12 protein-coding genes and 2 pseudogenes are annotated in these 12,076 nt (G+C 54.6%); 9 read left to right on the top strand and 5 right to left on the bottom strand.

Translation table 11 applies throughout. The annotated features are described in order from the left end of the window. The first annotated feature begins 27 nt into the window (after positions 1 to 27). Positions 28 to 1,548, top strand: coding sequence for an extracellular solute-binding protein (locus ACHHV8_RS17525; RefSeq protein WP_395160077.1), 1,521 nt, complete (start codon positions 28 to 30; stop codon positions 1,546 to 1,548). A gap of 318 nt (positions 1,549 to 1,866) precedes the next feature. On the opposite strand, the gene ACHHV8_RS17520 is transcribed toward ACHHV8_RS17525, so the two are convergent. Beyond that, positions 1,867 to 3,147 (bottom strand): TolB-like translocation protein, encoded by a 1,281-nt coding sequence (locus ACHHV8_RS17520; RefSeq protein ID WP_395160075.1) that lies wholly within the window; start codon positions 3,145 to 3,147, stop codon positions 1,867 to 1,869. A 137-nt stretch (positions 3,148 to 3,284) separates the two neighbouring features. Between ACHHV8_RS17520 and ACHHV8_RS17515 the strand changes: the two genes are divergently transcribed. The 7 genes and pseudogenes from ACHHV8_RS17515 to ACHHV8_RS17485 all read left to right on the top strand — a co-directional run bounded on the left by ACHHV8_RS17515 (position 3,285) and on the right by ACHHV8_RS17485 (position 9,031). Next, positions 3,285 to 4,127, top strand: coding sequence for a helix-turn-helix transcriptional regulator (locus ACHHV8_RS17515; protein ID WP_395160073.1), 843 nt, complete (start codon positions 3,285 to 3,287; stop codon positions 4,125 to 4,127). A 138-nt stretch (positions 4,128 to 4,265) separates the two neighbouring features. Next, on the top strand, positions 4,266 to 4,736 hold the full coding sequence (locus tag ACHHV8_RS17510) for a peptidoglycan recognition protein family protein (RefSeq protein WP_395160071.1): 471 nt from the start codon (positions 4,266 to 4,268) through the stop codon (positions 4,734 to 4,736). 509 nt (positions 4,737 to 5,245) lie between these two features. Further along, positions 5,246 to 6,009, top strand: a pseudogene (locus ACHHV8_RS17505) (MerR family transcriptional regulator). Positions 6,010 to 6,177: 168 nt separating this feature from the next. Continuing rightward, positions 6,178 to 6,894 carry a class I SAM-dependent methyltransferase gene (locus ACHHV8_RS17500; RefSeq protein ID WP_395160069.1) on the top strand — a complete coding sequence of 239 codons (717 nt, stop codon included), beginning with the start codon at positions 6,178 to 6,180 and terminating at the stop codon, positions 6,892 to 6,894. 93 nt (positions 6,895 to 6,987) lie between these two features. Further along, positions 6,988 to 7,813, top strand: a pseudogene (locus ACHHV8_RS17495) (TrmB family transcriptional regulator). Between the two features lie 163 nt (positions 7,814 to 7,976). Beyond that, positions 7,977 to 8,711 carry an AzlC family ABC transporter permease gene (locus ACHHV8_RS17490; RefSeq protein ID WP_395160067.1) on the top strand — a complete coding sequence of 245 codons (735 nt, stop codon included), beginning with the start codon at positions 7,977 to 7,979 and terminating at the stop codon, positions 8,709 to 8,711. Beyond that, positions 8,702 to 9,031: an AzlD domain-containing protein gene (locus ACHHV8_RS17485; RefSeq protein ID WP_395160065.1), complete on the top strand. Its 330-nt coding sequence runs from the start codon at positions 8,702 to 8,704 to the stop codon at positions 9,029 to 9,031. The genes ACHHV8_RS17490 and ACHHV8_RS17485 overlap by 10 nt, the downstream gene beginning before the upstream one ends. A 384-nt stretch (positions 9,032 to 9,415) precedes the next feature. Here ACHHV8_RS17485 and ACHHV8_RS17480 read toward each other — a convergent pair whose 3' ends face one another. From ACHHV8_RS17480 to ACHHV8_RS17465, 4 genes are read right to left on the bottom strand one after another with little or no spacing between them, the layout of a single operon-like run. Further along, on the bottom strand, positions 9,416 to 9,982 hold the full coding sequence (locus ACHHV8_RS17480) for an S-layer homology domain-containing protein (RefSeq protein ID WP_395160063.1): 567 nt from the start codon (positions 9,980 to 9,982) through the stop codon (positions 9,416 to 9,418). Beyond that, complete coding sequence (locus tag ACHHV8_RS17475; protein WP_395160061.1) at positions 9,970 to 10,125, bottom strand: hypothetical protein; 156 nt, start codon at positions 10,123 to 10,125, stop codon at positions 9,970 to 9,972. Before ACHHV8_RS17475 ends, ACHHV8_RS17480 begins: the two co-directional genes overlap by 13 nt. A gap of 58 nt (positions 10,126 to 10,183) precedes the next feature. Further along, positions 10,184 to 10,396: a DUF4309 domain-containing protein gene (locus ACHHV8_RS17470; RefSeq protein ID WP_395160059.1), complete on the bottom strand. Its 213-nt coding sequence runs from the start codon at positions 10,394 to 10,396 to the stop codon at positions 10,184 to 10,186. Beyond that, a complete protein-coding gene (locus ACHHV8_RS17465) occupies positions 10,293 to 10,964 on the bottom strand; it encodes a YjgB family protein (protein ID WP_395160057.1) in 672 nt (223 codons plus the stop codon). Before ACHHV8_RS17465 ends, ACHHV8_RS17470 begins: the two co-directional genes overlap by 104 nt. 180 nt (positions 10,965 to 11,144) lie before the next feature. Between ACHHV8_RS17465 and ACHHV8_RS17460 the strand changes: the two genes are divergently transcribed. After that, positions 11,145 to 11,993 carry a PPK2 family polyphosphate kinase gene (locus ACHHV8_RS17460; protein WP_395160055.1) on the top strand — a complete coding sequence of 283 codons (849 nt, stop codon included), beginning with the start codon at positions 11,145 to 11,147 and terminating at the stop codon, positions 11,991 to 11,993. The last annotated feature ends 83 nt before the right edge of the window (positions 11,994 to 12,076 follow it).

The raw sequence follows: 12,076 nt of genomic DNA, 5'->3' as shown, positions 1-12,076 counted from the left end.
CATAAGAAAAGGGGAGAACGTTCTGCCATGAAGAAGATGAATATGAAAAAAGCGGCGGCCGCCACCGCCTCGGCGATCCTCGCCACAACTATGCTGTCCGCTTGCGGCAGCGAGCCATCCGCCGCCAAGGATGGGGCGGGCAAGACGAACGAAGCGCCGGAGTCCATCAGCATCATTACCGAGTTCAACACGCCTGAAGCGCCGGGAACGGACAATCCGGTCCTGAAGGAATTCGAGAAGCGGACGAACACGAAGCTGAACATCATGTGGACTTCACCGAACAGCTATAATGACAAAATCAACCTGGTTCTCGCTTCGGGCGAAATGCCGGATCTGGTGAAGGTGCTGGATTTCAACAGCTCGCTGATGCGCCAGATGATTCAGCAGGGCGCTTTCTGGGACCTGACGCCGTTCCTGAAGGATTATCCTCACCTGATGGAATATCCGAAATCGGTATGGGAGAAGACGAAGATTGACGGCAAAAGTTATATTATTCCATCCGTCCGTCCTCTGCATGGGGGGCCGGGGCTGCCGATTATCCGTAAGGATTGGCTGGATAAGTTGAATCTCAAGGTGCCGGAAACGCTGGACGATATGTACAATGTGATGAAAGCGTTCGCCGAACAAGATCCGGACGGCAACGGCAAGAAGGATACGATTCCGCTCGTGCCGAGGAACGATCTTGGCTGGGTGGAAGGCGTGCTGAACCACAGCAACGGCAAATGGAAGGCGCAGGACGGCAAGCTGATCGATACGACTTTCGAGCCGGGGACGCGGGAAGCGCTGCTGTGGCTGAACAAAATTTACAAGGAAGGCTTCATGCCTGCGGATTATGCAATTATGAAAGAAACGCAGTCTGAAGACTTGGCCAAAACCGGCAATGCGGGGATTTATCCGAACACAATCGAGGCGATCTGGCGGGTACAAGCGGAGCTGATCAAGACGAATCCGGAAGCGAACTTCCTGCCGCTTAGCTATTTAAGTTCTCCCGCAGGCAAATATGCGCCTTCGACGCCAGGCTTCAGCGGCGTATATCTGATTCCGAAATCGGTGCCTGAAGCGAAGATGAAGAAGATCCTGTCGCTGATGGATTACGGCGCTTCCGAGGAAGGCTTCCTGCTCGCTTGCTACGGCCTGCCGGACATTCATTACACGACGGACAAGGACGGATTTAAAATCGCTACGGAGCAGGCGTTCAAGGACAGCGTGTCCCAAAGCTCGTTCGGTAAAATTTTCGAGCGCTTCGATAAATATCTGTGGGCATACCGGACCGGGATGCCGAAGGAGCTGTTCGAGCGCAACAAGAAGATCGTGGACGAGCGGGAAACCGCAAGCGTAGACGATCCGAGCGTAGGCTTGATTTCCGAAACCTGGCTGAAGGCCGGCCCGGATTACACGAAGAAAATGAACGATCTGAAAACGAAGGTCATCATGGGGCAGGAGCCGATTGAAGCGTGGGACAGCTATGTCGCCAAGCTCAAAGCGGACGCGACTTACATGAAGGTCATCGATGAAATGAACCGGGCTTACCAAGCGGTGAAGAAGTAATAATCGAGGGCCCTCCGGCGCAAGCAGCTTGCGGACGGAGGGTTCTTTGCCATACAGAGACGGCTTCCTTAATGGAAGCCGAAGCCGCAAGCCTTGGCAGCGTGTGCGCTGCCTCTGCGCTCAGTCGCGGTTGTCCCCCAACCTATTGATCTGCCCCCGCTTTAGCGGGCAACAGGCAATAGCCGGGGACAAAGGAGAGCGCCAGCGTCAGCGCCGGCGCGTTCGCAGCATGATTGCGCCCACTGCCGTTTACGATCGAAAGACCCCCTTCCTTGAGGGGGAAGGGGGTCTCACGCAGGCGTTTCAGGGCGGCGCCGATTAGGACGGCTGGCCGAGCACGGAGCCGAGGTCCGCGATGAAGACGCGGCGCGTTCCGTCGACGAAGCCGTTAAAGACGATATGCCTGTCGTCGGGAGCCCAGGCCGGATGAGGGTCGACCCGCAGCGCAGGGGATACGGCCGTCCCCGGATTGCCTACCTGCACACGGATAAGCGTCGTCTCGCTTTCCGCAGCCAGATCGACCCAGCGCAGCGGAACGGTTCCGTCTCCGTAGGCGACTTTTTCCTTCTCGTACGCATCGGTCAAAATATAGCGTCCGTTAGGGTGGACGGTCGGATGGCCGGAACCGGGGATGTTGTCGAGAATCTTGCTTAGTCCGGTGCCGTCCGGATTAGCCCGTACGAGATACATTTTTTTGTTGCCGTCCAGGCAGAGGTTCATCGAAAGCCTTTGTCCGTCCGGGTACCAGTTAATATGGTGTCCGCCTTTGTCCCATTGCTCGGGGCCGACGGCCACACGAATATCGCTGCCGTCGGGCTTCATCGTCAGCACCCAGAACTTCAGCGGATATTCGTTCAGCTTGTTCCACGGCTCGGCCTCATTTGTGTCAAACCACCGCATGGTGAAGATAAGACGGTCTCCCTGCGGGTTGAATTTGCAGTGGAAGCCGTAGCATTCCCCGCGCTCATACAGAGACTTGTCAATGGCCGGCTGTGCGCGGTCGAAGACGTCCTTGATCGATACGAGAAGACGCCGCTTTCCGGTTTCCGTATCGGTAACGTACAGGCCGTCGTCCTCGCGGAAGCCGAAATTGCGCGGCACATGCTCGTCAGGCACCACAACGCCATAGCCGTATTGGGTGCGGCGCATCCGCTTCATGCAGGCGGAGATCAAGGTTTTGCCGTCCGGCGAGATCCGGTAGATCGAGCCTTCAAGCCGACGCTGCTCCCCGGTCAATGGGTTCAGCTTCACGCAGAACGGCTCCCAGGTTGCCGTATCCACATCGTTAAAGTAAAGGGCCGTGTCGTCCGGGCCCCAATTGATATTGGCCCCAAGCTGCGTCTCCCAGCCGTAAGTTACGGCCACGACCCGCTCTTCCGCGGTGTGAAGATCCACCAGAACGACCTCGGCAGATTCGCCGGGGAGGGGCAGCCGTTCCTCCTGCGGCATCCGAAGCAGGGCAACGTATCTGCCGGAGGGGCTGACAGGCGACGTATCGAAGAAACGGTGGAAGGCGCCTTGGCCGTGGGGGGTCAAGCACCACACCGGAACGGAGGGGGCATAGTCGGTATAGCGTGGAAAACGGTCGCTGATGATCAAAACGGTTCACTCCTTTGGTCTGGTACAATAGAGATATATTCGTTGTTCATTGTAGCTGGAAGGGACGGAGAGTTGTTTATCTGAAGGACCGCTGTTTTTGTCTATAGACCGGATAACCGGAAGAACGGAGGCACACCATGGAAAAATACGGAGTGGACATACGCTGGACGTCCAGATACGACTACGATCATGGCGGCAGGCTGAATCTGCATGCGCATGATTTTTATCAAATTATTTATTTTATTGACGGCAAAGGCAGCTTTCATCTGGATGAAAATGTGTATCCGATTGCTCCCGGCACGCTGTTCTTCATCGGTCCGGGAGTAAGCCACGGATTCGTGTCTCCGGGAAAAACGAAATGCCGGACGCTTGATCTGAAATTTCAATTAAGCGAACCGGCGCTGACGGAGCTTGCACGTTCCATTCATGCTTACCAGACAGACGCCTCGATGGAGATGAAATATAGGCTTGAGCACATTCGCGCCGAAGGCACTCATAAGGAGCGGTATTACGGCGAGCTGGCGAGCCTGTCGCTGCTGCAGATACTCTATAGGCTGGCGCGAAAAGGGGACGGGAGCAAGCTGCCCGCAACAGGTCTTCAAGCCCCGGAAGGGGACGGGGATGAGATGCCGGCGGAAGCGGCGCAGCGGCTGGAGCGGTATATCCGGGAGCATTACGGAGAGGAGCTGACCTTGTCGTCCGCTGCGGAGCAGCTGTGCTACAGCAAAAGCTACTTGAGTCAGCTCTTTAAACAGAGCTATGGCTGCACCTTTTCGGAGTATGTGAGACAAATCCGGATTGAGAAGGCGAAGGAATGGATAGCCTACTCGGCATTGAGCTTGAAGCAGATCTCCGAGCGGGCGGGCTTCAAAACGATCCATCATTTCAGCAGAGTATTCAAGGAGCTGGAGGGCGTCAATCCCGGGGAATGGAAAGCGAGAGAGGTGGACGGCATCCGTAAGGATGTGCACTTCGATTAATCCGTTTTCGGTTATAGAGTGGACAGGATATCGTCATTCACCGTGCCGCTGCGCTTTTGCCGCTCATATGCTATAGATATAATCGAATATTGTCGGTATTTGTCTACAGAATGGAATGCGGAAAGGAAGTGGGCTTGCATGAGACGACGGTACAGGATCAAGAAAGGGATGCTTTGCTTCAGCTCTCCCTTGCAGCCGCTGCCTGGAGTGAATATCATCGTGTATCATCATATGTCCCGGGCCGATTGGGGTCTATATGACGTCCACCGTTTTCATAAGAAGAAGGGCTGGAAGGGAATCGGGTATAATTATTGGATCGGTTTCGACGGAAGCATCTACAAAGCCCGGGGAGAGCATGTGGGCGCCCATGTCCGCGGCTGGAACCACCGGTCGATCGGTATCGGCTTCCAAGGGGATTACGATGTCCAGCAGATGCCCGACAAGCAGCTCCAGGCGGGCGCTTGGTTAACCGCTTATTTTATGAAGAAATACAATCTGAAGGAGCCGGACATTGTCGGTCATAAGGAGCTTTCTTCCGATACGACCTGCCCTGGAGCGAATTTCCCGATGGAAGAAATGAAACGGCTGGCAGCCGCCTGGCTTGGCTGATTGCCGATAATTAGCAAGCATGCTTCGCCGCATGCTTGCTTTTTATTTTGCCGGCAGGCGCTCGGCAGTAAGGAACGCGATTGCATCAGAGCAAAGCTGCGGCTGCTGCTATTTCAAAAAAAGCTGCAAGAGCATACATAGGAATGACCCTTATGGAAATCTGCTCAGGCAACGGCGAGGATAAAAAGTAAAGGTAAAAGTAAAGGTAAGATATGGTAAAGCAACGTAAATTAAACTTAAGTAATGTAAGGTATTATATGAACTCCCGACACAACGTAAATCCAAAGAGGAAATGGGTATGGGGTGGAAAGTTTACGAGCCGTCTTTGAAGTCGTGTTCCCACTGCTTTTATCTCATCCAATGGAACACGACTTCAATAACGGCTGGAACCCCATACCCATTTCCTCCCCCACACAAACATAGGGTCAGCACTATTCATTTATACGGATAAAGCCATTGACATTGACGCAGCGTAAAGGTGTACAGTGATTTTGTCAGGAGGTGATTCCATGGAATATACCGTACAAAAGCTGGGCCGCCTAGCGGGCATCAGCACCAGAACGCTCCGGTATTACGATGAAATCGGCATTCTTAAGCCGGCAAGAGTCAACTCGTCCGGCTACCGGATCTATGGCGAGGCAGAGGTGGACCGGCTGCAGCAAATTCTTTTTTACCGGGAGCTCGGGATGAGCTTGGAGGCTATTCATGAGATCGTCAGCGCTCCGCAGTTTAACGGACTGCAGGCGCTGATGGAGCACCGTGAGCAGCTGATTGGCAAAAGGAAGCAGCTGGATTTATTAATAGCGAATGTGGACAAGACGATTGCTTCTCGGGAAGGGAGACAAACCATGACGGATCAAGAGAAATTTGAAGGCTTTAAGCAGCAGTTAATGTTGAGAACGAAAAAAAGTACGGTCAAGAGATCAGGGAGAAATACGGCAATGAGACGGTCGATCGCTCAAATAAGAAGCTGAAAGGAATGACCGAGGAGGAGTATGCCGAAGCGACGAGGCTTGCCGAAGAAATAACCGCCGCGCTGGCGGAGGCTTATGAGACCGGAGATCCGGCGGGCGAGCCGGCCCAGAAGGCGGCGGAGCTGCACAAGCGGTGGCTCACCCTCTACTGGAGCGAATACAGTAAGGAAGCGCATGCGGGACTTGCCCAAATGTATGTGGACGATGAACGCTTTCGCGCCTATTACGATCAGGCTCGGTTAGGTACCGCCGAGTTTCTGCGGGACGCGATTCATATTTATACCGGCGTCACGAAGTAATTGTTATAACAATCGAAGAACCGGCTGTTGCAGCCGGTTTTTTGCTGTATTTGGGCAGAGAGGGACGAAGCGGGGACAGACTTGCGTCTGCGCGTTAGTCACACTGCGTTTTCGGGTATGAACATCCTAGGAAGCGTAAGCAAACTTCAAACGAGGAGCGATGGAACTATGGGAGAAGCCGAGTTTGTTCAAGCCCGCAAGGCCGAGAAAAACTATCATCATAAACTGTATAACGAGCATGATATTCTGGAGCCGGGAACATGGATGTCCAAGCCTGAGCCGGTTGTGATGGAGCTGCTGGAGCAAATGATACATGATCGCGCGAAGGCGGACGTACTTGATCTGGGCTGCGGGGCCGGGCGTCACGCCATCCCGATCGCGCTGCGTCTTAAACCGGGCGGAGGCAAGCTGACCGGCGTGGATTTGCTGGAGGTGGCGGTACAGAAGCTGCGCGAGAATGCCGGTAAGTACGGAGTAGCAAGCGTAGTTGAAGCCTGCCGAGCCGATGTGGAGCATTATCCGATACCGGAGGCCGGTTACGACTATATTGTCGCCTGCGGTTGTCTGGAGCATATGGCGTCGGTCGAGGCCATGATGGCGGTTGTTGAGCGGATGAAGCTGGGGGCGCGGCCCGGCGGCATTCACTGCCTGTCGATCAACACGCAGGTGCAGGAATTTGAATCCGGCAGCGGCCGGCCCGTGAAGCCGTTGATTGAGCTGAACCTGCCGACAGCTGAGGCATTTACGCTGCTGGAGCAGCTGTATGCCGATTGGGAGGTGCTTCGTTACGAGACGCAGCTTCTTACGATAGAGGAAGAGAAATATGAACAGCCTACACGGTTCCGCTGCCGCTCCATTACTTTCGCAGCAAGGAAGAAAGGCTGATGATTCCACGAGCCGGCACATTTTTAGATTGACAATCCAGCGGTCTGTTTTTATAGTAAGTATAACACTAACTACTAATAAGGGGCTCTGCGGATGGACGATATTTTTAAGGAGCTGCAGAAATTAGGCTTCTCCCTGTACGAATGCAAGGCCTACGTGACGCTGTTGAAGCATTCTCCGATTACCGGTTACGAAATCAGCAAGCGCTCCGGCGTCCCGCGCTCGATGATCTACGAAGTGCTGGGCAAGCTGCTGGATAAAGCGGCCGTACATACCGTTCCATCCGAGCCCGTTACGTATGCGCCGGTAGCGGCCAAGGAATTGATCGGCAGGCTGCGCAGCCACTTCGAGCAATCGTTCGACTTTCTGGAGCAGCAGCTTTCCGCCCTGGAGGGCGAGCAGGAAGGTCCATGTGATTCGCCGGATCAGCAGCGATGAGCATGTTGCCGCCGAAATGGCGGAGATGGTCGAGCAGGCGGAATCCGAGCTGTGGATCTCAATTTGGGAGCCGCAGGTTCCTTTCATCCAAAGCGCGGTTAATAGGCGGGTGGAGGATGGGGTGTCGGTATTTTCCATTCTGTTCGGCAGCAAGCAGCTGCAAATGGGCGTCACCTTCCATCATGATTACATGTCTCCTGAGGTTGCGGAGGAACGCATGCACGGCCGTCTGACGATCGTCGCCCGCGACAATAAAGAAGTGCTGATCGCTAACTTTTCCGGAAACACGCCGGCATGGGCCGTCAAAACCCAGGATCCTGCGCTGGTTCTGGTCGCCGTCGAGTACATAAGGCATGACATCATGTTTGCGGAGGTGGCGAAAGCCTTCGGAGCCGAGAAAGTGGAAGCGTACTGGAGAGAGAGGCCTGATTTGATCCAGGTGGTCACAGGCAAGCGGCTTCCGAACGGAGACAACTGCTAAACTAAAGGATGTTTGGCATGCCTTTCGGCAGGTTACCCTATATGAGTTATTAAAAAGGCTCGCGGTTCAATTCGTTGAACCGTATTTTATTGGTGATTTTGATAGTCGTTATAGGAATAACTTCTATAATAGGTCAGTTTATGTGGAACAAGGAGGCGTGATGATGGATTTAACGAATATGCCTGGCGAGCAAGCCGTCTCCCGCAAGGATGGGGACAGCTTTATTCAAGGGGTGAAAGACTGCGTCCCGACGCTGCTCGGTTATATCAGCATAGGCATTGCGGCGGGGGTAGTACAGAAAACAGCGGGGCTCAGTCTCGCCGAGATTACGCTGATGTGCCTGATTCTTTACGCAGGCTCGGCCCAATTCATTGCCGTGGGGATGATGGCTTCAGGAGGCTCGGCGGCTGCTATTATGATAACGACTTTATTCGTAAACCTCCGTTATTTGCTGCTCAGCGCTTCCCTATCGCCTTATTTTCGGCATTTGAAGCCGCTTCAGGGGCTATGGGCAGGGGCTTTGTTGTCCGATGAAACCTTCGGTGTGGCGGTCAACAAGGCAGCGGAGAAGAACCGTATCGAATTTCAATGGATGAACGGATTGAATTTGACCGCCTATTTCACCTGGTGGCTGGCTAATCTGGCCGGGGCGCTGCTTGGGCAATGGATTACTAATCCCGAACGGTTCGGGCTGGATTATGCTTTAACGGGCATGTTTATCGGTCTGCTGGTTCTGACGCTGATGAGCAGACGCACCTGGAAGCCGGATTTGACAGCCGCTGCCGCCGCCATAGTGTGCGTGGTCGGAGCTTCGTTCATTTTCTCCGGAAGCCTCGGCATTATTGCAGCGACGATTGCCGCCTCAACGATAGGGATGGTGATTGAGAAATGGAAGTAAGATGGGACGTATTCGTTATTATTCTCGGAGCGGCCTTTGTGACCTTCCTGCCCCGGGTGGTACCTTTGCTGCTGCTGAGCCGCCTTGAGCTGCCGTCCTGGGGGCTGCGCTGGCTGAACTACGTTCCTGTATCCGTAATGGCTGCGCTGATCGGCCAGGCGCTGTTCGTGCCCGACGGGAAATGGGTTCCCCTCACGCAGCATCCGGAGCTGTGGGCTGCACTGCCCACGGTGCTTGTAGCCGTGCTCACGCGCAGCCTGCTGTTTACCGTCATAGCGGGCATGCTTTCGATCATGCTGCTCCGGTTTCTTGCGGGATAAGGAAAGGAACGCTTAGCCGATCCTCAATCAAGTTAAAAAAAGCTATCCCTGCCTGTCAAGGCGAATAAGGGATAGCTTTGCTTGTTTATTGGGGCCGGGCGACGGCCATACATCAAATGCGCCTCGAAGATTTCGGCGTTCTATGCGCCTAGCCTAACCTCCGTCCAGCATCGCAGCGCGCTCCTGCATTCGCGAACGGCAGAATAGCTACACTCGCTCTAGGCCATCGACGGGACGGCATGCGGGTATGCCACAGCTACGACAGCCTGAAGACGCGCAAAATTTGCTTCAAAGGAGCCATGAAGCAGCGAGGCCACTGAAAAGTCATCGCTACGAGTACGGAACATTTTTCCGATCGCTGCCTCGAATCAGCCCGGCTCCTTTTTACTCGTTGGCTGCCGGCGTCACGCCTTCCGGCACGTTCATCCAGCGCTGCGCACCGGAAGCGTCCGTGTCGGTCGCAGCGGATGGCTGCTGCGGGTTCAGCTGCTTCTCATACAGCTGGACCGCCCGGTAGAGAATAATCGCGGCCTCGGCCCGGGTCAGCTTGCTTTTCGGATGAAAGCCTCCCCTCTCATCAAGCGATACGAGCTTGTAATGCAGAGCCCGCTGGATCGTGCCTTGATATTCCACTGTCATCTGATCCTGGTCGGCAATTGGCACAGGAACGAGGTTGATCATCGGGAAGCGGCCGGACTTCTCCAGCGCTTGCATCACAAAATGCACAAACTGCTCCTTGGTCAGAGCCTCGGCAGGATCGGCTTCGGCCGGAAGATCGATGCCGTTGGCGCGGGCGCTTGCGAACGCCCCTTCATACCAAGGCGTTGCAGCGGAATCCACTCCTTTCGGCGCGCTGGCGCTAAGCTGCAGCCCTTTGACAATCATCGTGATCCCTTCGGATGCCTTGATCGGCTGCTCAGGAGCGAATTGATCATCAGTTACGCCCTGCACAATATCTTGGCATGGAGGGCTTCAATCTGATCTTTAACCGGACTGTTCTGCACATCCGTGAACGTGTCGGCAGCAAAGGCGGGGCCGATGGAGGAAGCTAGCAAAGCGTGCGATAGTGCAGCGGTGCGTACTGTAGTTTTCATTATTCATTCTCCTTTGACATATAAGTATAGTTAGATCGCTTCTAAGCTGCCGATCAGGTCAGCCTGCCATGTTGTTTACCGAGTCCTGCGGGGAGAAAACGGAGATGTGGTCAACTTTTCCCGTCGATTTCGGAATGATGAATTTCAGCTGAAACTGATTGCTGGCTTTATAAATGTAGATGGTATCCTCTCCGTTTACTTTCGTATCCTGCGGCTGTCCAAGCGTCTGCTGGATCTGCTGCAGCGTCAAGGTTCCGCCACTTCGGATCATTCGTCCGCACATCGAAAATCTGGCTGCCCTTATTGAAGCCGATAACCGCGTGCTTCTTGCTGTAAACGGCATAAATGCCGCTGCCTGCCGAGTCTTTCTTATCGGCTGCGCCCCACGATTTCTCTACATCATCCATGAGATTCGTATGAGCGGCGAAGGCGATATCCGGGACTTGGCCGGACTTGGCCAGCTCCATCAGCTGCTGCAGCCGCTTGGCCGTGCCTGCGGTGTCTGCAGCGGAAGCCGCAGGAGCGGAAGGCGCTGTCTGCGTCTGCCCGGATGGAGCCGGCTTATCCAGAGCAGCCGGAGCTGCGCTCTGGGAAGGCGGCGAGGCCGTTTGGGCGGGCGAGGCGCCCGCTGCCGGGGCCTGCGAAGCCTGCCCGGAAGAAGCCGACGCAGCAGCATTGGACGATGAAGCCGGCGCTGCAGGCTCAACGGGCGAGGCCGGCGGTGCCGTCGGCTTGCCTGTCGTGGCGGAATCGGCGCCGCCGCTCAGGCTGCAAGCACTGAGAGCGACCATCCCGGCGAGCAGAACGGAACCGGTCACCATTTTAAATCCGGTTGTCATTGGGTTCATCTCCTTGAAGTGTCGGAATTACTACTACAGACGGACGGGTTCCCGGAAAGGTTGCGGCGTGGTGAATTTTTTCCCTGCAATGAAATCAGCCATCCTGAATGGAGGGTGGGACAACCCTTCGGCAAAAGGGTAATAAACAGCATTCTATGTTTTGGAAGGAGGCTGTTCTTGATGGATGCATCCTACAGGCTGCCGAGAGGGAAGCGAATCAAGCTTAGCGATTATGATCCCGGCGATACGAGCTCCTTCAAGGAAAAAGAAGAGGTGCAGGAGCAGTTCGAACAGCTGAAGGAAGAACTGAATGAGCTTCAAGACAAGCTGTTCGCGCAAAAAAAGTATTCCTTGCTTGTCGTTTTCCAAGGGATGGATTGCAGCGGAAAGGACGGCGCCATTAAAAAGGTGTTCTCAGGCGTCAATCCCCACGGCTTCCGCGTGTCTTCATTCAAAAAGCCGAGTGCGGAGGAAGCGGCGCACGATTTTTTATGGCGAACGCACCGGGAGGCGCCCGCGCAGGGATATATCGCGGCTTTTAACCGCTCCTACTATGAGGAAGTGCTTATTACCCGCGTACACGGGCAGACGGACGAGGAGGAAGCGAAGCGCCGGTTCAAGCAGATCAAGCATTTTGAAAAGCTGATGACCGATAATCACACCAAGGTGCTCAAAATATTTTTGCATATTTCTAAATCGTTCCAAATTTCGAAGCTGCAGCAGCGGCTCAGAGATCCGGAGAAGACGTGGAAGTTCGATCCGAACGATATTTTGGAGCGGAATTATTGGGACGACTACGTTCAGGCTTACGAGGATGTGTTCAGCCACTGCAGCTTTAAGGAAGCGCCGTGGCATATCGTTCCGTCCAACCACCGCTGGTTTAGAGATTTTGTGGTGCTCAGCTTGATCGTAGAAGCTCTGCGGGAGCTGCCTCTCGCCTATCCGAAGCCGGATGCGAAGGTGACGGAGCTGATCGGCCTGCTGCCGGAGGACACCCGCCCGGAGGGCGCGGCCCCCAAAGGGTACTAGATAAAGATAGTACTCTTCGGATGAACGGATTCCCGCTATAATGGGAGTGCAGCAGACAATAATCATCCAATTCCAAATGTAAG

The sequence above is a fragment of the Paenibacillus sp. TAB_01 genome, assembly GCF_043945595.1.
In the GTDB taxonomy this organism is placed as follows: domain Bacteria; phylum Bacillota; class Bacilli; order Paenibacillales; family NBRC-103111; genus Paenibacillus_S.
This window is presented reverse-complemented; position numbering and strand designations above follow the sequence as displayed.

Bases quoted from the DNA above. Each gene is read 5' to 3' on its own strand.
- ACHHV8_RS17525 (WP_395160077.1), top strand. From the start codon at position 28: ATGAAGAAGATGAATATGAAAAAAGCGGCGGCCGCCACCGCCTCGGCG.
- ACHHV8_RS17515 (WP_395160073.1), top strand. From the start codon at position 3,285: ATGGAAAAATACGGAGTGGACATACGCTGGACGTCCAGATACGACTAC.
- ACHHV8_RS17510 (WP_395160071.1), top strand. From the start codon at position 4,266: ATGAGACGACGGTACAGGATCAAGAAAGGGATGCTTTGCTTCAGCTCT.
- ACHHV8_RS17500 (WP_395160069.1), top strand. From the start codon at position 6,178: ATGGGAGAAGCCGAGTTTGTTCAAGCCCGCAAGGCCGAGAAAAACTAT.
- ACHHV8_RS17490 (WP_395160067.1), top strand. From the start codon at position 7,977: ATGGATTTAACGAATATGCCTGGCGAGCAAGCCGTCTCCCGCAAGGAT.
- ACHHV8_RS17485 (WP_395160065.1), top strand. From the start codon at position 8,702: ATGGAAGTAAGATGGGACGTATTCGTTATTATTCTCGGAGCGGCCTTT.
- ACHHV8_RS17475 (WP_395160061.1), bottom strand. From the start codon at position 10,125: ATGAAAACTACAGTACGCACCGCTGCACTATCGCACGCTTTGCTAGCT.
- ACHHV8_RS17470 (WP_395160059.1), bottom strand. From the start codon at position 10,396: ATGATCCGAAGTGGCGGAACCTTGACGCTGCAGCAGATCCAGCAGACG.
- ACHHV8_RS17465 (WP_395160057.1), bottom strand. From the start codon at position 10,964: ATGACAACCGGATTTAAAATGGTGACCGGTTCCGTTCTGCTCGCCGGG.
- ACHHV8_RS17460 (WP_395160055.1), top strand. From the start codon at position 11,145: ATGGATGCATCCTACAGGCTGCCGAGAGGGAAGCGAATCAAGCTTAGC.